At 38.6% G+C, this 20,610-nt stretch carries 18 protein-coding genes; 16 read left to right on the top strand and 2 right to left on the bottom strand.

Annotation, left to right across the window (positions count from 1 at the left end):
- Positions 1–25 precede the first annotated feature (25 nt).
- The 4 genes from BK574_RS19105 (at position 26) to BK574_RS19120 (ending at position 6,888) form a co-directional block, all read left to right on the top strand.
- On the top strand, positions 26–649 hold the full coding sequence (locus BK574_RS19105) for a TetR/AcrR family transcriptional regulator (RefSeq protein WP_078429682.1): 624 nt from the start codon (positions 26–28) through the stop codon (positions 647–649).
- A gap of 36 nt (positions 650–685) precedes the next feature.
- The gene (gene icmF, locus BK574_RS19110) at positions 686–3,949 is read left to right on the top strand and encodes a fused isobutyryl-CoA mutase/GTPase IcmF (protein ID WP_078429683.1); all 3,264 of its coding nucleotides are present in this window, start codon (positions 686–688) and stop codon (positions 3,947–3,949) included.
- A gap of 437 nt (positions 3,950–4,386) precedes the next feature.
- A complete protein-coding gene (gene rpoE, locus BK574_RS19115; protein WP_078429684.1) occupies positions 4,387–4,896 on the top strand; it encodes a DNA-directed RNA polymerase subunit delta in 510 nt (169 codons plus the stop codon).
- Positions 4,897–5,250: 354 nt separating this feature from the next.
- Positions 5,251–6,888, top strand: coding sequence for a CTP synthase (locus tag BK574_RS19120; protein ID WP_078429685.1), 1,638 nt, complete (start codon positions 5,251–5,253; stop codon positions 6,886–6,888).
- Between the two features lie 123 nt (positions 6,889–7,011).
- Here the strand turns inward: BK574_RS19120 and BK574_RS19125 are convergent, their stop codons facing one another.
- Positions 7,012–7,545 (bottom strand): DUF2529 family protein, encoded by a 534-nt coding sequence (locus BK574_RS19125; RefSeq protein ID WP_218970596.1) that lies wholly within the window; start codon positions 7,543–7,545, stop codon positions 7,012–7,014.
- Between the two features lie 165 nt (positions 7,546–7,710).
- Here BK574_RS19125 and BK574_RS19130 point away from each other — a divergent pair, with 165 nt between their 5' ends.
- The 9 genes from BK574_RS19130 to BK574_RS19170 all read left to right on the top strand — a co-directional run bounded on the left by BK574_RS19130 (position 7,711) and on the right by BK574_RS19170 (position 16,029).
- Positions 7,711–8,091: a response regulator gene (locus BK574_RS19130; protein ID WP_075385253.1), complete on the top strand. Its 381-nt coding sequence runs from the start codon at positions 7,711–7,713 to the stop codon at positions 8,089–8,091.
- A gap of 221 nt (positions 8,092–8,312) precedes the next feature.
- Complete coding sequence (gene fba, locus BK574_RS19135) at positions 8,313–9,176, top strand: class II fructose-1,6-bisphosphate aldolase (protein ID WP_078429687.1); 864 nt, start codon at positions 8,313–8,315, stop codon at positions 9,174–9,176.
- 102 nt (positions 9,177–9,278) lie between these two features.
- A complete protein-coding gene (gene fsa / locus BK574_RS19140; protein WP_075385255.1) occupies positions 9,279–9,923 on the top strand; it encodes a fructose-6-phosphate aldolase in 645 nt (214 codons plus the stop codon).
- A 226-nt stretch (positions 9,924–10,149) separates the two neighbouring features.
- Complete coding sequence (locus tag BK574_RS19145) at positions 10,150–11,436, top strand: UDP-N-acetylglucosamine 1-carboxyvinyltransferase (protein WP_075385256.1); 1,287 nt, start codon at positions 10,150–10,152, stop codon at positions 11,434–11,436.
- Positions 11,437–11,526: 90 nt separating this feature from the next.
- Positions 11,527–12,492 (top strand): class II fructose-bisphosphatase, encoded by a 966-nt coding sequence (glpX, locus tag BK574_RS19150; protein WP_075385257.1) that lies wholly within the window; start codon positions 11,527–11,529, stop codon positions 12,490–12,492.
- A gap of 614 nt (positions 12,493–13,106) precedes the next feature.
- Positions 13,107–14,384: a transcription termination factor Rho gene (gene rho / locus BK574_RS19155; RefSeq protein ID WP_075385258.1), complete on the top strand. Its 1,278-nt coding sequence runs from the start codon at positions 13,107–13,109 to the stop codon at positions 14,382–14,384.
- Positions 14,385–14,516: 132 nt separating this feature from the next.
- Positions 14,517–14,762 carry a type B 50S ribosomal protein L31 gene (locus BK574_RS19160; RefSeq protein ID WP_075385259.1) on the top strand — a complete coding sequence of 82 codons (246 nt, stop codon included), beginning with the start codon at positions 14,517–14,519 and terminating at the stop codon, positions 14,760–14,762.
- A 102-nt stretch (positions 14,763–14,864) separates the two neighbouring features.
- The gene (locus tag BK574_RS19165) at positions 14,865–15,476 is read left to right on the top strand and encodes a thymidine kinase (RefSeq protein ID WP_075385260.1); all 612 of its coding nucleotides are present in this window, start codon (positions 14,865–14,867) and stop codon (positions 15,474–15,476) included.
- A gap of 88 nt (positions 15,477–15,564) precedes the next feature.
- The gene (locus tag BK574_RS19170; RefSeq protein WP_075385261.1) at positions 15,565–16,029 is read left to right on the top strand and encodes a hypothetical protein; all 465 of its coding nucleotides are present in this window, start codon (positions 15,565–15,567) and stop codon (positions 16,027–16,029) included.
- A gap of 250 nt (positions 16,030–16,279) precedes the next feature.
- Here BK574_RS19170 and BK574_RS19175 read toward each other — a convergent pair whose 3' ends face one another.
- Positions 16,280–17,608 carry an FAD-dependent oxidoreductase gene (locus tag BK574_RS19175; RefSeq protein ID WP_078429688.1) on the bottom strand — a complete coding sequence of 443 codons (1,329 nt, stop codon included), beginning with the start codon at positions 17,606–17,608 and terminating at the stop codon, positions 16,280–16,282.
- Positions 17,609–17,880: 272 nt separating this feature from the next.
- On the opposite strand from BK574_RS19175, the gene prfA reads away from it, so the two are divergent.
- The 3 genes from prfA to spoIIR all read left to right on the top strand — a co-directional run bounded on the left by prfA (position 17,881) and on the right by spoIIR (position 20,580).
- The gene (gene prfA / locus BK574_RS19180; protein WP_075385263.1) at positions 17,881–18,951 is read left to right on the top strand and encodes a peptide chain release factor 1; all 1,071 of its coding nucleotides are present in this window, start codon (positions 17,881–17,883) and stop codon (positions 18,949–18,951) included.
- 13 nt (positions 18,952–18,964) lie between these two features.
- Complete coding sequence (gene prmC, locus BK574_RS19185; protein ID WP_078430918.1) at positions 18,965–19,816, top strand: peptide chain release factor N(5)-glutamine methyltransferase; 852 nt, start codon at positions 18,965–18,967, stop codon at positions 19,814–19,816.
- 152 nt (positions 19,817–19,968) lie between these two features.
- Positions 19,969–20,580, top strand: coding sequence for a stage II sporulation protein R (gene spoIIR, locus BK574_RS19190; protein ID WP_078429689.1), 612 nt, complete (start codon positions 19,969–19,971; stop codon positions 20,578–20,580).
- Positions 20,581–20,610: the final 30 nt, after the last annotated feature.

The following is a 20,610-nucleotide window of genomic DNA, read 5'->3' on the forward strand; positions in this document are numbered from 1 at the left end:
CCTGGCACCGAAAGGAGGTCTTTGGTTGCGAAAAAAGAAAGTGCCTTCCATGGTAAAAGATCAACAACTTATTAAGAAGCGCCGCGAACAAATGATCAAAGGTGCTGTCAACTTATTTAAAGAAAAAGGCTTTCATCGAACGACTACTCGCGAGATCGCCAAAGAGTCGGGATTTAGTATTGGGACGTTATATGAATATATTGGGTCAAAAGAAGATATTTTATATCTCGTCTGTGACTCAATTTATGAAGAAGTTCGTGATCGACTCAAACAATATTTAGACCATGATCGCTCAGGTATTGATCGGTTGAAGCAAGCGATCACCTCCTATTTTAAAGTCGTTGATGAAATGAACGACGAATTTCTAGTTATGTACCAAGAAGCCAAGTCATTGCCAAAAGAAGCCCTACCCTATGTGTTGCAAAAAGAACTTGAAATGACAGAAATGATTGAACTTATCGTTCGAGATTGTGTTAATGATGGTCTATTAGATCTAAATGAAGAAGCTGAAATTAAACTGGTTGCACATAACATCCTTGTTCAAGGGCATATGTGGACATTTAGACGATGGGTATTGAGAAAACAGTTTTCGTTAGAACAGTATACTGAGCTTCAAATCGAACAACTATTAAAGGGTATTGTAAAATAATAAGTAGAGTAGAAATGAAATGGAGGAATTAATAGTATGCAAACGGTTGAAATTTATCGTCCGAAACATTCAGTTCGTTTTGTAACGGCTTCGAGTTTATTCGATGGCCACGATGCATCAATTAATATTATGAGACGCATTCTTCAAGCGAGTGGGGCAGAGGTGATTCACCTAGGTCATAACCGTTCCGTAGAAGAAGTTGTTGACGCTGCTATTCAAGAAGATGTCCAAGGAATTGCCATTTCTTCATATCAAGGTGGTCACACAGAATATTTCAAATACATGTATGACCTTTTAAAAGAAAAAGGAGCAGGTCACATTCGTATATACGGTGGTGGCGGTGGTGTAATCACTCCTCCAGAAATAAAAGAGTTACATGAATATGGGATTTCGCATATTTTCTCACCGGAAGATGGCCGTCAGAATGGTCTTCAAGGAATGATTAACGATATGCTTAAAGAGTGTGACTTTCCAACTGTGCGCGACTTATCGAATGAAGTTGAACAATTAAAAGAAAAAAATGCTCGTGCAGTTGCTAGATTAATTTCATTAGCTGAACAACAAGAAATGGGATTAAATGAAGTGGCAGCTACAGCAGAAAAAACGTTAAATGAAATCAAGCAAATCACTGAAAATGTACCTGTACTTGGAATTACAGGAACAGGTGGAGCTGGAAAAAGTTCATTAACGGATGAAATCGTTCGCCGTTTCTTAAACGAATTTGAAGATAAAACAATCGCTATTCTTTCAATCGATCCAACCAAACAAAAAACAGGTGGAGCATTATTAGGTGACCGTATTCGTATGAATTCGATTAACAGCCCACGTGTATTCATGCGTAGTTTAGCTACACGTAGCTCTAGAAGTGAAATTTCTGCAAGCATCCAAGACGCAATTAACGTAGCAAAAGCTGCTGGGTATGATCTTGTTATCGTTGAAACGAGTGGGATTGGTCAAGGCGATGCTGAAATTACGGAAATTTCAGATGTGGCCATGTATGTTATGACAAGTGAGTTTGGAGCACCTACTCAACTTGAAAAAATTGATATGATTGATTTTGCTGATCTTATTGCAATCAATAAGTTTGAGCGTAAAGGCTCAGAAGATGCGCTTCGTCACGTACGCAAACAGTACCAGCGTAGTCGCAATATTTTTGACCAAGACTTAGAAACAATGCCTGTATACGGTACAATCGCAAGTCAATTTAATGATATTGGCACCAACACATTATTTAAAGCGATCGTTGATACGTTAAATAAAAAGTGTGGTACGGATTGGGTCACCAATATCGAAACAAGTAAAAATGTTGTGAAGGAAAACTTAATTATCCCACCAAATCGTACGCACTATTTACGTGAAATTGTCCAATCGATCCGTGATTATAAAAAAGTAACCGAAGAGCAAGTTCAAGTGGCTCGCAAATTGTTCCAAATTACAGGAACAATTGAAGCTCTTCAAGAAGTTGGGAATGCGGATGAAAGTGTCATTTCTCAACTTGAACAAACGAAAGCACACTATGAAGAAAAGCTTGACCCACAAGCTAAAGCCATTCTTGATAACTGGGAAAGCTTGAAAGAAAAATATTCTGGTGATTCTTTCGTTACAAAAGTTCGCGACAAAGAAATTGTCACTGAGCTAACAACAGAAAGTTTATCAGGATTAAAAATTCCAAAAGTGGTACTTCCAAAGTTCAAAGACTGGGGCGAAATTTTAAATTGGACGATGAAAGAAAATGTTCCAGGTTCATTCCCTTATACAGCTGGAGTATTCCCGTTCAAACGTAAAGGAGAAGATCCGAAGCGTCAGTTTGCTGGAGAAGGAACACCTGAACGTACAAACCGCCGTTTCCACTACTTATCAAAAGATGACGATGCAAAACGCTTAAGTACAGCATTTGACTCCGTTACGTTATACGGTGAAGATCCTGACCACCGTCCAGATATTTACGGTAAAGTCGGTGAAAGTGGAGTAAGTATTTGTACGCTTGATGATATGAAAAAGCTTTATGCAGGTTTTGATTTATGTGCGCCATCTACATCGGTTTCAATGACAATTAATGGTCCAGCACCGATCATATTAGCGATGTTTATGAACACAGCAGTCGAACAACAATTACAAAGGTTTGAAGAAGAAAATGGTAGAAAACCGACTGCTGAAGAAGCGGCTCAAGTCAAAGAATTTACATTACAAACGGTTCGCGGTACAGTACAAGCGGATATTTTAAAAGAAGACCAAGGACAAAACACGTGTATCTTCTCAACCGAGTTTGCTCTTCGTATGATGGGTGATATTCAGCAATACTTCATCGATCAAAAAGTAAGAAATTACTATTCTGTATCGATTTCTGGCTATCATATCGCAGAAGCAGGTGCGAACCCAATCAGTCAGCTTGCGTTTACGCTTTCTAATGGCTTTACGTATTTGGAGTACTATTTAAGTCGAGGAATGAACATTGATGACTTTGCACCAAACTTATCGTTCTTCTTCAGTAATGGTTTAGATCCAGAATATGCTGTCATTGGTCGTGTAGCACGTCGAATTTGGGCAACTGTGTTGAAAAAGAAATATGGTGCTAATGAGCGCAGCCAGAAGTTAAAGTATCACGTACAAACATCAGGTCGTTCATTACATGCTCAAGAAATTGATTTCAATGATATCCGTACAACGCTTCAAGCGTTAATGGCGATCTACGATAACTGTAACTCACTACACACGAACGCATACGATGAAGCGATCACAACGCCAACAGAAGAATCAGTTCGTCGTGCAATGGCAATTCAAATGATCATTACAAAAGAGTTAGGACTTGCGAAAAACGAGAACTCACTTCAAGGGTCGTTCATCATTGATGAGCTTACAGACTTAGTAGAAGAAGCGGTACTACGTGAGTTAGAAAGCATCAATGACCGCGGTGGTGTGTTAGGTGCGATGGAAACACAATACCAACGTGCAAAAATTCAAGAAGAGTCTATGCATTATGAAATGCAAAAGCATACAGGTGAATTACCGATTATCGGTGTAAACACGTATATCAACCCTAACCAACCTGAAGAAGAAGAGTTTGAAATGGAGCTAGCTCGTGCAACACAAGAAGAGAAACAACAACAAATTACGAACCTGAGAGCATTCCAAGATCGTAATAAAGATGTTTCAGCTGCAGCATTGAAACGACTTCAAGAAACAGCAATGAGTGGCGGTAACATTTTTGCTGAATTAATGGAGACGGTTAAAGTGGCTAGTCTTGGACAAATCACTTCAGCACTATACCAAGTAGGTGGACAATACCGTCGTAACATGTAAGAGGAATTAGTTGCAACCAAATAAAAAAAGAAGCTGACTCATGAGTGTTGCACCGTTGCATGCGAGTCAGCTTCTTTTTCTACTGTTCTTTTGCTATATTAAAATGGTCTACATTTGGCTAATAAAACTGAAAATCAGCTAATTAAAATCGGAATTTTGCTAAAAACCTCTAAATTTACGCCAGTATACTAACGATAAAGTCGTCGCGTCAACTAGTAGATTTTAGAATTTTTTTTAACATTTCTAGCATATTACATTGAAATATGTTTATAATGAAAAGTATGATTCTTTATACTTTCAAGATTGAAGTTTGAAAACAGATTAAAGTAAAAGAATAACTAAGGCGTACGCTGAAAATTTTGGCGTAAGATTAGGCTTTTTCTATCAATAACGAAGCTTTACATAATAGATGATGATGTAAAAAGGAGTGCGTTAGTATGAGTATTAGTGCATACAGTCGTGAAGAAATAGCAGAGCTGTCAATGATTGAGGTAGCGTTTCAAGTATTAAAAGAAGGAAAGCAAACCTACTCTTATCTTGACTTAATTAAACGAGTTGTTGAGCTTAAAGGTATGTCAGCAGAAGAAATGAAACAGCGCATCTCATATCTTTATACGGAATTAAATGTCGATGGACGATTTATGTGTATTGGTGATAATGTGTGGGGTCTTAAAGCATGGTATCCAATTGAAAAAATTGAAGAAGATATCATTACAGCAAAACCTCGTAAGAAAGCGAAGGCTACTGAGGATGATGAGATCGAGGTTGAGGAAGATTTCGAGGACTTCGAAGATGAGTTTGAAGAAATTGAAGACGAATTAGATGAATTAGCTGAAGATGAAGATAGTGATGATTTTGAAGAAGAAGACTTAGATGGTTTTTCAGGTGACGAAGAAGAAGAAGAGTTTGATGACGAAGAAGAAGCCGCAGAAGAAGATGATGATTAATAAAGCTAGTTGCAAAACGGTTCTATGCGGACTTTCTAATCAAGCGTTCATTTTGTCCAAGCCAATAGTTAAAAAAGACATTATAAACATAAATGAATAATCTTGACTTTTTTTGTCGAACTAGGTAAAATCATTTTTGGGCTAATGAATAAGCAATACATTCGTATATAAAACTGTAGATATAAACAAAAGTGAGTGCCCCCTTTCTAAGGGATAGGTCTCACTTTTGTTTTTTTATTTGGTTCTTTCACCATTACAAGGACATACTAACCAACATACAGTTACATATGAGCCAACCAATCCACGATATTTCTTTCAATATAAGATAAACAATTTTTAAAAGGGGTAGATGAGATGAGTACGAAGTATATTTTTGTAACTGGAGGAGTAGTTTCTTCTCTAGGAAAAGGAATTACAGCGGCTTCACTTGGCCGATTATTAAAAAATAGAGGGTTAAAAGTAACAATTCAAAAGTTTGACCCATATATTAACGTGGATCCAGGTACGATGAGCCCGTATCAACATGGCGAAGTTTTCGTTACCGATGATGGAGCAGAAACAGATTTAGATTTAGGCCACTATGAGCGTTTTATTGATATTAACTTAAGTCAAAATAGTAACGTAACAACAGGGAAGATTTACTCGACTGTTATTAAAAAAGAGCGTCGCGGCGATTACTTAGGTGGAACAGTCCAAGTCATTCCACACGTAACCAATGAAATTAAAGAGCGTGTTTTCCGTGCAGGTCGTGAAACGAAAGCGGATGTTGTTATCACTGAAATCGGTGGTACAGTGGGAGATATTGAAAGTTTGCCGTTCCTTGAAGCGATTCGTCAAATTAAAAGTGATGTTGGTGTAAACAACGTTATGTATATTCACTGTACATTAATTCCGTATTTAGCAGCTGCAGGAGAAATGAAATCGAAACCAACACAACATAGTGTAAAAGAACTTCGTAGCCTTGGAATCCAACCAAATGTAATTGTTGTTCGTACGGAAAAACCAGTGCCTCAAGAGATGAAAGAAAAGATCGCATTATTCTGTGATATTGATAAAAATGCTGTGATTGAAGCCAGAGATGCAGAAACGCTTTATCAAGTTCCGCTTGCTCTTCAAGCACAAGACTTAGACGATATTGTTTGTAATCACTTAGGACTAGAATGTGGAGATGCCGACATGGTCGAGTGGGAAGCGCTTGTCAACAAAGTGCAAAACCTCTCAAAGAAAACGAAAATTGCCCTCGTTGGTAAATATGTAGCTTTACCAGATGCTTATTTATCTGTTGCTGAGGCACTTCGTCATGCAGGTTATGCTTATGATTCAGATATCGAAATTAAATGGGTAAACTCTGAAGAAGTAACTCCTGAAAACGTAAAAGAGTTATTAGCTGATGTAGATGGAATTTTAATTCCAGGAGGTTTTGGTGATCGCGGAATTGAAGGGAAAATCGCAGCACTTCAATATGCGAGGGAAAATAAAGTGGCAATGCTAGGCATTTGTTTAGGAATGCAATTAGCGTCGATAGAATTTGCTCGTAACGTGCTTGGTTTAGAAGGAGCTAATTCAGCTGAATTGAATCCAGAAACAAAATATCCAATTATTGATCTTTTACCAGAGCAAAAAGATGTAGAAGATATGGGGGGGACTTTACGTCTTGGCTTATACCCTTGTAAGCTTGTCGAAGGTAGCGTTGCTCATCGTGCATATGAAGAGCAAGTGATCTACGAGCGCCATCGTCATCGTTACGAGTTCAACAATGAGTACCGTCAACAAATGGAAGAAAAAGGATTTATCTTCTCTGGTACTAGTCCAGATGGCCGCTTAGTTGAAATCATTGAAATTGAAGATCATCCATTTTTCGTAGCATCACAATTTCATCCAGAGTTTGTTTCAAGACCAACAAGACCACAACCGTTATTCCGTGAATTTATTAACGCGTCACTTCAAAAAGAAGTGGCTCAAAAAGAAACAACTTCTAATGGTGCGGTTTAATAAATATTTGAGAAAGAGGCTGACACTTCATGATAAAGTGCCAGCCTCTTTTTATTGGAGCAGTAGCTCTTTTTGTGGAAACCTGAAATAATACATTATAGACTAGCTTCCTGCACGCTGTTATCATTCATACTCGGCTAATATATCAACGATCGTTAAATGAAGACAATGGTACACGTACAGGGCAAGTACTGCTACTGGTGTCCCAATACGCGAACCGTCATCCTGAGGTACCATTGAATGTACCTGTAGATTTATCGTTAAATCTACAAGTTCTTCTAAACCTTTGTCGGATTGGTCAGTACCTTTGTTACCTATAACCGCCATGATAGAGTTATTTTGTTCTGCGACTAAACGAGCCATTTGGATAGATGATTCATCAAGACTAGACGGGGCGAATATGAGGAAGCTGTCTTGGTCTTTTAATGTCGGAACATTATTAGCATCCTCAACTAATTTTACATTTTCAAAGCGATCATTTCCGTACAAAGCTTGAGGTAGTACGCATTTCATTTCACCTGTTGCAAACAAATAAATCGTATGGCCACTTATAATTGATTGGGCGAGGATGCGACTACAATCTTCAAAAACATCCTCATATGTATCTTTTACCATTTTCATTTTTCCACTTAACTGAGTTGTGAATATTTGTAACATCATTAACAACCTTTCATTAAACCCAAAATTAATTTCTCATTGAATATACCCAAAAAAGAGGGAAATCTCAATCGGAAAGCGAATAATTAGTATTGGGGAAAGTAGAAGGAAAAAGAAAGCAATGCATAGATGAAATTTTAAAGATTTAAACTACTGGAGGGAAAAATGGTGGAAAAGAAAATACTAGTGGTAGACGACCAATATGGAATTCGCGTTTTATTAAATGAAATTCTTCAAAAAGATGGTTATAAAATGTTTCAAGCAGCGAATGGAATTCAAGCGTTGAAGATCGTTGAAGATGAAGTTCCAGACCTCGTTTTATTGGATATGAAAATTCCTGGAATGGATGGACTTGAAATTTTAAAACGAATTAAAGAAATTAAACCACAAGTCGATGTTATGATGATGACCGCTTATGGAGAATTAAATATGATTAATGAAGCACTTAACTTAGGAGCGATTAATCATTTTGCAAAACCATTTGATATTGATGATGTTAGAAATGTGATTAGAGATAACTTTAACGCAAAAAATAACTTAGCGTAAAAACGATAAAAACAAACTAGGGCCCTTTTTTACAAATTTAGTTGTTGTGCTATAATGAGTACGGTCATGTTAAACTTACCACAAAAGGAAATCATTAGTTACATATTTTTTTCTTCGGATATTTCTATCTTATTTAGGGTAACTTGAAAAAGAATTTACACCGAACATAGGTAAGTTAATCATGACCTAGTTACAGCTTTATTTTGAAGGAGGATGAAGAAATGCCTTTAGTTTCAATGAAAGAAATGCTTGAAAAAGCAAAGGCTGAGAAGTACGCTGTTGGACAATTTAACTTAAACAACTTGGAGTTTACTCAAGCGATTCTTTTAGCCGCAGAAGAAGAAAAGTCTCCAGTCATTTGTGGGGTTTCTGAAGGTGCAGCACGCTATATGGGTGGCTTTAAGACCGTTGTAAATATGGTGAAATCTTTAATGGAAGAATATAAGATTACAGTTCCTGTTGCGATACATTTAGACCATGGTTCTAGTTTTGAAAAGTGTGTAGAAGCAATTCATGCTGGTTTTACTTCTGTTATGATTGATGGGTCTCATCACCCTCTTGAAGAAAATATTGCCATAACGAAGCAAGTAATTGCGGTTGCACACACTTTAGGTGTTTCTGTTGAGGCTGAACTAGGACGTATCGGTGGTCAAGAAGACGATTTAATTGTTGACGATGCAGAAGCAGCATATGCAATTCCTGCTGAGTGTGAGCAATTAGTTCGTGAAACAGGTGTAGATTGCTTTGCTCCTGCTTTAGGTTCTGTTCACGGTCCATACAAAGGCGAACCTAATCTTGGTTTTGATCGAATGAAGGAAATCGATGCACTAGTTGGTATTCCGCTTGTACTTCATGGTGGAACAGGGATTCCGACAAAAGATATTCAAAAAGCGATTGAATTTGGTCATGCAAAAATAAATGTAAACACAGAGAGTCAAATTTCTTCAGCGAAGGCTGTTCGTGAAGTTTTAGCTGAAAAGCCAGATCTTTATGATCCAAGAAAATTCCTCGGGCCTGCACGTGATGCCATCAAAGAAACAGTTAAAGGTAAAATGCGTGAATTTGGTTCATCAAATAAAGCGTAGTAAATCACCAGAAGAGTTAAAAGTAGAATATGCCACTTTCTGCTTTTAACTCTTCATTAATTAACAAAACTGCAAATTAATGAAGATGATAGGGGGAGCAAAATGAAGTTCTTTATCGATACAGCTAATATTGAAGAAATTCGTGAAGCGAATGAATTAGGTATTTTAGCAGGAGTGACGACAAACCCTTCACTGGTTGCTAAAGAAGGTGTTGATTTTCATGAACGTTTACGTGAAATTACAGCCATCGTTTCTGGCTCAGTAAGTGCAGAAGTAATTGCTACAGAGGCTGCAGAAATGATAAAAGAAGGAAAAGAGTTGGCGGCGATTGCTCCAAATATAACGATTAAAGTGCCGATGACAGTAGATGGATTAAAAGCTGTTCATGCATTTTCTGAATTAGGGATTAAAACGAATGTGACGCTTATTTTCTCTGCTGTCCAAGCGTTACTTGCTGCAAGAGCAGGTGCTACATACGTTTCTCCATTCCTTGGACGCTTAGATGATATTGGCCACAACGGATTGGATTTAATCGATCAAATTGCTGAAATTTTTGACGTTCATGGAATTCAAACAGAGATTATCGCTGCATCGATAAGACACCCGGTTCATGTGAGTGAAGCAGCGGCACGAGGTGCCCATATTGGAACCATCCCTTATAAAGTCATTCACCAATTAGTGAAACATCCTTTAACAGACCAAGGAATTGAAAAGTTTTTAGCCGATTGGGAAAAACAACAAAAATAATTTACGTCCAAGACGTTTTGCAAAAAAAGGGAATTGAAACGCTTGGTTTCAATTCTCTTTCCCATGTTTGTTTCCAAAATGATATGAAAAAATACTTAAAATTTTAAAAAAAGCCTTTATCAGAATTGAAATTGGTTATAATGGTAAGTATGTGTTTGATAATGATAACCGGTTTATACATCATTCACTTGAAAAATGACGAGATTGGATGAGGAAGTGAATCAGTATGGAGAAATTACTTATTGAAGGTGGTTACCCTCTAGAGGGAACAGTACAAATTAGTGGTGCGAAAAACAGTGCTGTAGCCCTGATTCCGGCAGCAATATTAGCTGATTCCACTGTAAAAATTGATAACTTACCAAGAATATCAGATGTTCAATTATTAGCAGATTTATTAGAAGAAATTGGTGGAACGGTCGAATTGAAGGACCATGAGATTATTGTAGATCCCAAAAATATGATGGCGATGCCTTTACCAAATGGAAAAGTGAAGAAATTGCGTGCTTCTTATTATTTAATGGGAGCTATGCTTGGAAAATTTAAAAAAGCGGTTATTGGCCTGCCAGGTGGTTGTAATTTAGGTCCGAGACCGATTGACCAACATATTAAAGGTTTTGAAGCGTTAGGAGCAAAAGTAACGAATGAGCAAGGTGCCATTTATTTACGAGCGGATGAACTAAGAGGCGCAAAAATTTATTTAGATGTGGTCAGTGTCGGTGCAACCATTAATATTATGTTAGCTGCTGTAAGGGCTAAAGGACAAACCATTATTGAAAACGCAGCAAAAGAGCCAGAGATCATTGATGTCGCTACGTTGTTAAATAGTATGGGTGCGAAAATCAAAGGTGTTGGAACGAATGTTATTCGTATTGATGGGGTAGATGAATTAAGCGGCTGCCGTCATTCAATTATACCTGACCGTATTGAAGCAGGTACGTATATGATTTTAGCTGCGGCTATTGGGCAAAAAGTGTTAATTGATAATATTATTCCTTATCACGTGGAATCATTAATTGCGAAACTTCGTGAAGTGGGTGTACAAATAGAAGTAAATGATGATCAATTGCTTATTCACAATCACCGTGAAAAAACGGGGGTTGATATTAAAACTTTAGTATATCCAGGGTTTCCAACCGATTTACAGCAACCGTTTACAACGCTACTTACGCAGGCCCAAGGGACGAGTATCGTAACAGATACGATCTATAATGCACGATTTAAGCATATTGATGAGTTACGTCGCATGGGGGCAAATGTAAAAGTCGAAGGTCGTTCTGCGATCATCTCGGGTCCAACGAAACTTCAAGGTGCCAAAGTGAGAGCAAGTGATTTACGTGCAGGTGCAGCGTTGCTAATTGCTGGTTTATTAGCTGATGGTGTGACCGAGTTAACGGGATTAGAGCATGTTGATCGAGGATATGAAGACTTAGAAAATAAACTGTTACAGTTAGGAGCCAAAGTTTGGCGAGAAAAACTGACAGATGAAGAAGTTGAACAAGTAAAAAGTTCATAGTTGCTCAGTCAGATGGAGAATGCAAGACGTTTGTCTGAGAGTCAAGTCCGTTAGAACAAGCCGAAAAATGAATAAAAGGGGAGAAGAAGGATGGAACGAAGTCTATCAATGGAACTTGTACGTGTAACCGAGGCAGCAGCGCTTGCTTCTGCACGCTGGATGGGTCGGGGGAAAAAAGATGAAGCAGATGAAGCTGCAACAGGAGCAATGCGCGATGTTTTTGATACGGTCCCGATGAAAGGTACGGTCGTAATCGGAGAAGGAGAAATGGACGAAGCTCCGATGCTTTACATAGGTGAAAAGCTTGGAACAGGATATGGTCCTCGTGTAGACGTAGCAGTTGATCCATTAGAAGGAACGAATATCGTAGCATCAGGTCAATGGAATGCCCTAGCGGTTATTGCTGTGGCTGACCACGGATGTTTATTACACGCTCCAGACATGTATATGGACAAAATTGCAGTTGGGCCTGAGTCCGTTGGTAAAATCAATATCGATGCACCAGTTATTGAGAATTTAGCAGCTGTGGCAAAAGCAAAAAATAAAGATATTGAAGATTTAGTTGTTGCTATTCTAAATCGTGAGAGACATGAGAAAATGATTAAGGAAATTCGTGAAGCGGGCGCTAGAATTAAACTGATGGCAGATGGTGACGTAGCGGCTGCCATTAATACAGCGTTTGAAGATACGGGTGTAGATATTATGCTAGGATCTGGTGGGGCTCCAGAAGGTGTACTCGCTGCAGTTGGCTTAAAATGTCTCGGTGGTGAACTTCAAGGAAAATTATTACCGCAAAATGAAGAAGAACTAGAGCGTTGCCGAAAAATGGGGATTGACGATCCGACTCGTATTTTAATGATGGATGATTTAGTTAAAGGTGAAGATGCAATTTTTGCTGCAACGGGCGTAACGGATGGTGAACTATTGAAAGGTGTTCGCTATAAAGGAACTTCAGCAGTGACACAATCACTAGTTATGCGTGCGAAATCAGGAACCGTTCGATTTATTGACGGTAAACATAGTATGAAAAAGAAGCCAGATTTAGTTATAAAGTAGAACGTATACAAAAAAATATGAAATGAAATCTTTAATTGGATGCCAAATGGAAATTTTCTCTTTGGCATCCAAAATTTTTTTGCTGAATTTTAAAAAGAACGATTGAATAATTCGCGAGAGTATGGTTAAAATAGAAATAATACGCAAAACGAGTCTACATTTCCAAAATGCTATTAAACTTCTTTTACTCCTTCTTTTTAGAAAAACACGGTTGTTCTTACCATAAATAAATCATCAATCGATGTTTTTTCTTATACTTTAACCCTTTAAAGAAATTAGACTTTCATAGTAAAAAGACGTTTCCCAAAATGAAACTTAATGTTCACTTTTTCAAAAAATGATCATGATGGGATGAAACATAATGAAATCAACGATTTTCTATTATTTATGATTTCAACATTTATTTCAAAACCGTTCTGTCATAAAGTGAAAATTCATTTTGTGGGAGTCGTAGCGTCAGTTAGACTGGATCACGTTTGCCGCTGTGATATTTTTTGACAACATTATATTATTAGATTTCAACCAAACACGGAAGATTTTTGTCTAAAAGGTTTTTGTGTTCGATTTCAACCATATAAAGAATGATTTTAGTAAAAAAGAAAAGTGGTGTCCCAATGGGAATTAATTTAGCAGAATTAGAAAATAAGAAGCTCAAGGAACTGTACGAGCTTGCCAAAGAATATAAAGTTTCGTACTATAGCAAATTAAATAAAAAAGAGTTAATTTTCGCCATCTTAAAAGGACAAGCGGAAAAAGACGGTTTAATGTTTATGGAAGGTGTTCTAGAAATTATTCAATCTGAGGGTTTTGGTTTTTTACGGCCGATTAACTACCTTCCAAGTCAGGAAGACATATATATTTCAGCTTCACAAATTCGTAGGTTTGATTTACGAAATGGTGATAAAGTATCAGGTAAAGTTCGACCGCCAAAGGAAAACGAACGTTATCATGGTCTTTTGCATGTAGAAGCAGTTAATGGTGAAGATCCTGATACTTCAAAGGATCGTCCTCACTTTCCAGCACTGACTCCTCTATATCCTGAAGAAAAAATTCAATTGGAAACGACGAACCCGAGAAAAATTTCATCGCGTATTATCGATGTGATCTCACCTGTAGGTTTTGGACAGCGTGGACTCATAGTAGCCCCACCTAAGGCAGGTAAGACCTCGTTACTTAAAGAAGTGGCCAATAGTATTGCAGAAAACCAACCAGATGTTGAATTGATCGTGTTACTCATTGATGAGCGACCAGAAGAAGTAACGGATATTGAGCGTTCAGTCAAAGCGGAGGTCGTCAGCTCGACGTTTGATGAAGTGCCTGAAAATCATATTAAAGTGGCCGAGCTCGTTCTTGAACGAGCAATGCGACTTGTTGAACATAAAAAAGATGTTGTTATTTTAATGGATAGTATTACTCGTTTGGCTCGTGCCTATAACCTTGTGATTCCACCAAGTGGACGTACGTTATCAGGGGGTATTGACCCAGCAGCATTCCACCGTCCTAAACGTTTCTTTGGGGCAGCAAGAAATATAGAAGAAGGCGGAAGTTTAACGATTTTAGCGACAGCCTTAGTAGAGACAGGCTCTCGTATGGACGATGTCATTTACGAGGAATTTAAAGGAACAGGAAATATGGAACTTCATTTAGATCGTAAATTAGCAGAGCGACGTATCTTCCCTGCAATTGATATTTTACGTTCAGGTACGCGTAAAGAAGAGCTATTATTATCGAAAGATCATTTAGAAAAAATGTGGGCAATCCGAAAAACGATGAGCGACTCACCTGACTTTATGGATCATTTTATTCGTCGAATTAAAGAAACGAAAACAAATGAAGATTTCTTTGATGCGATGGAAAAAGAGATGTCAGGGTTCAAAAAAGGAAGAAGATAAGAATTCAAGTTTTATCCAGCTGATATTATTGAAAATAAAGTTGCAAAATGGGCAATGCCTTGTTATAATTTCGTCATGTGTGATTTTAAACTCTGTTTCGAAAAGATTCAGGGCGGAAGGAGTTGAGAACGAATGAAACCAGAAATCCATCCAGAATACCGTAAAGTTGTATTCTTAGATACAAGTACTGGGTTTAAGTTTCTAAGCGGATCTACAAAGTATTCAAACGAATCCATCGAGTGGGAAGACGGTAACACTTACCCTCTACTTAAAGTAGAGGTCAGTGCTGACTCACACCCATTCTACACTGGTAAGCAGAAGCTTAACGATGTTGGTGGACGTGTTGACCGCTTCAAGAAAAAATATAATCTTAAGTAATGCTCAAACAAGAGATAACAGGCAAGTAACAAACTTGCCTGTTTTTTCATATCTATAAGGTACGTATTTATTAGGAAACAACATATAAGGTGGGAAATTTCCATGTACTTAATGAAGAGAGAAGGCTGGATTGAAGTCATCTGTGGAAGTATGTTTTCGGGAAAGTCAGAAGAACTAATCCGCCGAGTACGACGAGTCAGTTACGGAAATTTAAGTGTACAAGTTTTTAAGCCAGTTATCGATAATCGTTACAGTGAAGTCGAAGTTGTTTCCCATAGCGGGTCAAAAGTAACGGCGCTTCCAGTTGCAAAGGCTGTAGACATGTTAGAATTTGTAAAAGAAGATACTCAAGTGGTCGCCATTGATGAAGTTCAATTTTTTGATGAAAATATTATAGGCATTGTTTATGAATTGGCTAATAAAGGAAAGAGAGTCATTTGTGCTGGTTTAGATCAAGATTTTCGTGGTGAACCATTCGGACCGATGCCTCAATTACTTTCTTTAGCGGAAGAAGTTCAAAAATTACATGCTGTTTGTCCTTGTTGTGGTTCACCAGCGAGCAGAACACAACGTCTTATTGAGGGGAAGCCCGCAAGTTATAACGATCCAGTTATTTTAGTCGGAGCTTCTGAAAGTTACGAGCCACGTTGTCGTCACTGCCATATAGTGCCTGACAAACCACAACTCGTGAAAGTGGAAAAAGTCCGAACTTAATGTTGGGTAAATTTGTTCTGTAAGTAATGCCGTGTTACGGGTACTCTATAAATGCAGCTTCCTGAATGTTGCAATGGAGGTGCCCTTTATGAAGAAGTTCATTATTGGCTGTGGATTAAGTGCAATGCTTCTATCGGCTTGTACACCAGCAAACCCACCACAAGCGTTAAACGAAAATCAGCAATCTGGGCAGCGGGTAACAGGTCAAGAAATCAGCTATGGGATGTTAGGTCCTGGTCCGATTAATTATCATGTGATTAATCATCGACCGTTCGCTCAACATGAAGGAGAAATTAATCATAGCGCAAGTTTCCGTACACCAACAACAACGAGGCAAGACTTAGGCGACGATCAAGATAAAATAAGAGAAATCGTCGAATTGGAAGGCTTCACGCCAGGAATGATTATCACGGCTGGAAGTCATGCCTGGGTCAATGTTCGAGATGACGGAACTTACCAGGGGAAAGTGAAAGAAAAGAAAATGCGGGAATTACAGACTGCACTTAAGCAAGGAATACCGCGATACCAAATTCACTTGAATACCAGGCAATAAATATTTTTAGAGGTTAACTCATCGGTCACTGAAGACGCATGAGTAACCTCTTTTTTATGGGGAATCTTATCTTATGCAAGTAGTCGATTGTTTACAGTTTGACCAATATAACTCTAGATTAGGGTAATAAAAGTAAGATTTGGCTAATAAATTGAAAATCTGGCTTAAAAAAATTGATCCTAGGTTAATAAAGAATTGAATTTTTCTAATAAGTGAATTCTGTTCAGTCACATGGCATCATAAACTTAAGTTACTTACGTCGTACGAGTTGTTGAATGGGGTCCCAAACGCCATTATAGGGTGGCGCATAAGCTAAGTCTAAGTCCTCTAGTTCATCAATCGTCATCTTATGGTACAAAGCGACGGAAAGGACGTCAATCCGTTTATCGGCACCTTCTTCGCCAATAATTTGTGCGCCTAACAGTTGGTTTGTCTTTTGTTCATACATCATTTTTATATGCAACGGCTTTGGCTTGGGGTAATAACCAGCAATGTGTAGTGTTTTCCCAATGATCGTGTCATATTGTAACTGTAAATCTTTTGCTTCACTTTCATTCATTCCGGTACGAGCTAAGGTCAAGTCAAAAAATTTCAAGATTGAAGTTCCAGTCACCCCTTTAAACGCACGCGCTTTTCCCGTCATATTTAACCCAGCAATTTGCCCTTGCTTATTCGCATGCGTTCCTAATGGAATATAATCATTTTTTTCTTTTACGCGGTGGTATTGTGTTGCACAGTCGCCTGCAGCCCAGATGTCTTCAACATTTGTTTTCATATAAGGATCGACAATGATGGCTCCATTCGGATGAAAATGTAAATTTGTTTTCTTTAAAAAACGAGTATTTGGCGAGGCCCCAACCGCCACAATGACAAGGTCGGTTTCAAGTTGTTGTTTGTCTGTAATTACTTTTTCAACACGATCGGTTCCTTCAAAAGCTTGCACCGATTCATTTAAGAGTAATTGAACGCCTTGTTTGCCGGCTTCTTCATGAATATAGGTTGCCATGTCTTCATCAAAAATCGTTGCTAATTGGCTTTGTTGTTCAACGATGGTGACCTCAAGTCCAACATCAACGAGGTTTTCAGCCATTTCTAGTCCAATATAGCCGCCACCAATGATGGTTGCTTTTTTAACGCGGTTCGTAAGTTGTTCTTGAAGTTGTTGAATATCTGGGATTGTTTTGATGGTATGAATTCCTTTTAAATGGGTTCCGTCCCAGCTAGGCATGACGGGTTCAGCCCCTGTAGCAATGAGCAGTTTGTCATAGTTCACCGTGAATCTCTCGTTGTTTTTTAGATCGATGCCACTCACCGTTTTTTCTTGAGGGTCAATCTCGTCAACCTCATGAAAGGTACGGGCGTCAATATGATATTTTTCACGAAACGTTTCAACATCCCTCGCAATTAGTTTATCAGTTGAAGAAATATGACCACCGACAACATAAGGCAGACCGCATTGAGCATAGGAATAGTATCCACCTTTTTCTAGTGTAATGATCGTTGGGTTATCTCCATTTCGGACGATTTGCATCGCGGCACTCATCCCCGCAGCATCACCGCCGATAATAACGTACTTCATATAAACCACCTCAAATTATATTCTCTTTTAGTGTTACTATACCCGAATCAACTTTCTAAAAAACCGATCAGTTGGAAAGAACTAGCTGTTAGGATCATAAATCATGGAGTTTGGACGATATATTAAAAGTTAGGATAATAAAATTAAAATTAAGATCATAAAGCACCTAGTTGAACCTTAAATCAAAAGTTACGATTCATACTCATTTTGACTCGAGACATTGCTTATACTATAATTAGACTGTTATGGACTGAAATAATGAGGTGAAGCGTGTGTTAGAACGTCTGCAATCACTAGAAGACAGATATGACCGATTGAATGAAATGTTAAGCGATCCAGAAGTTATTAGCGATTCGAAAAAGTTACGTGAATATTCGAAAGAACAATCCGATCTTGAAGAAACGGTTCAGGCTTATCGTGAATATAAAAGTGTTGTTGAGCAGTATAAGGAAGCTAGAGCAATGCTTGAAGAAAAGCTTGATCATGAAATGCACGTAATGGTGAAAGAAGAAATTAGTGAGTTAAGCAAGCAGCAAGCTGAACTTGAAGCACGCTTGAAAATTCTCCTACTTCCGAAAGATCCGAATGATGACAAAAACGTTATTATGGAAATTCGTGGAGCCGCTGGAGGAGATGAAGCTGCATTATTTGCGGGGGATTTGTACCGTATGTACAGCCGTTTTGCAGAAACGCAAGGCTGGAAAACGGAAGTCATGGAAGCTAATACGACGGGCGTTGGTGGTTTTAAAGAAGTGATCTTTATGATCAATGGTAAAGGGGCTTATTCCAAACTAAAATATGAAAATGGGGCTCACCGTGTGCAGCGTGTTCCTGAAACGGAATCAGGCGGACGTATTCATACATCGACGGCAACCGTGGCTGTATTGCCAGAAGCAGAAGAAGTGGAAGTAGAAGTGCACGATAAAGATGTTCGTGTCGATACATTTACTTCAAGTGGACCCGGTGGACAAAGTGTTAACACGACCATGTCAGCGGTTCGTCTAACTCACTTACCGACGGGGATTGTTGTCTCGTGTCAGGACGAAAAGTCTCAGATTAAAAACAAAGAAAAAGCGATGAAAGTTCTGCGTGCGCGGATTTATGATAAGTTCCAGCAAGAAGCGCAAGCCGAGTATTCACAAAATCGTAAGCTTGCAGTCGGTACGGGCGACCGTTCGGAGCGTATTCGTACGTATAACTTCCCGCAAAGCCGTGTAACCGACCATCGTATTGGACTGACGCTCCAAAAATTAGATCAAATTCTTCAAGGAAAGCTCGATGAAATTATCGATGCTCTTATTGTGGAAGAGCAAGCTGATCTAATGCTAAAGGCTGATGAATAAGATGACTCATCCGATGAAAGTACACGAAGCCCTACGTTGGGCTTCTTCTTTTTTAGAAGAACGAAACCTAGAAGTGCCTGTCTCTCAAATTTTGTTGCGTCATCATTTGCAAAAGGATCTCACGCAGTTTTATTTAGCGATGCAAGATGAACTGACGCCTGAAGATCAGCAGCGGTTTATGGATGATATTCAGGCTTATGTGAATGGAACGCCTGTTCAGCACTTAACGGGTGTAGAGGAGTTTTACGGGCGTACGTTAATCGTCAATGAAAATGTCCTGATACCGAGGCCAGAAACTGAAGAGCTAGTTCAAGGACTTTTACAACGATTGGCTAAAAAATACCGTGAACGAACAGAAGTAAAAGTCGTTGATGTCGGGACAGGGAGTGGCGCAATTGCCATTTCACTTTCGTTAGAAGACCTAAAGCTTCAAGTCAAGGCCGTTGATATATCGAAGGCGGCGCTTATTGTAGCGAAAGAAAACGGAAAAAGACTTCAGGCAAATGTGGAGTGGATTGAAGGTGATCTACTAAAACCACTCATCAAAGCAAACGAAACCGTTGATGTTGTCGTTTCTAACCCACCGTATATCCCTATTTCTGATCAAGCGAGCCTTTCACCGTATGTGAGTGAAAAAGAACCAGCGAGTGCATTGTATGGTGGTGAGGATGGTCTCGATTTTTATCGAAGGCTTGCGGTGCAAATTCCTGAAGTGACAGGTGACAAGGGGATCGTTGCGTTTGAAATCGGGGCGGGACAAGGTGAGCAAGTAGCGCAGCTTTTAAAAGATAAACTCCCGAATGCTCATGTTGAAGTCGACTTAGATATAAACGGTAAAGATCGTATGGTTTTTGCTGAATGGTAGTGCTCAAGATATAAAAGCTAAATGACTTACGCGAACTCGTCCATTACGTGCACAGTCGTGTGGTGAATTTGTCGAACAATTTCTATTAAAAAATAGTTTAAAAGGGCCTCGCCTTGACAACACTGTTGGTGTAGAAAGGTGGGAGCACTTAGATGAATTTTAAAGTTCTTTTTTATCTATTATTCTTTGTTTTTATACTAGTTATGAATTGGGAATCTCAAAATTATATGGCGGCCGCTTCTTTTCACGATGAAGTAAGTCAAGAAGAAGCGATCCGTTTACGAATATTAGCTAATAGTGATGCGATCAAAGATCAAGTATTAAAAAGAGACATTCGTGATGAAGTAAATGCAACGATTACTGATTGGGTCTTACATATTGACTCAATGGAAGAAGCGAAAGACGTCATTGAAGCGAACTTGGATGAAATTGCAGCCATTGTTGAGAAAAAACTAGCAAATAACGGCATAAATCAATCTTTCAGTGTTGAGTTTAATAGAGTCCAATTTCCGACGAAGTTATACGGTCACCTCGTGTATCCTGCAGGTGAGTACGAGGCAGTATTGATTACGCTTGGAAGTGGAAAAGGTGAGAACTGGTGGTGTGTCTTGTTTCCACCGCTATGTTTCTTAGATTTTTCAAATGGTGACGCTGTTGAACATGAAGGAGAAGTTGATAGTACAGAAACAGAAAAAGAAGAAGTCGAAGTTAAGTTTTTCGTCATAGAATTGTTCGATACTGTTAAAAGTTGGTTTACAGCATAATAATAATAGCAAAGTAGAATAAATGGTAGA

The organism is Alkalihalobacterium alkalinitrilicum, assembly GCF_002019605.1.
Taxonomy (GTDB): Bacteria; Bacillota; Bacilli; order Bacillales; family Bacillaceae_F; genus Alkalihalobacterium; species Alkalihalobacterium alkalinitrilicum.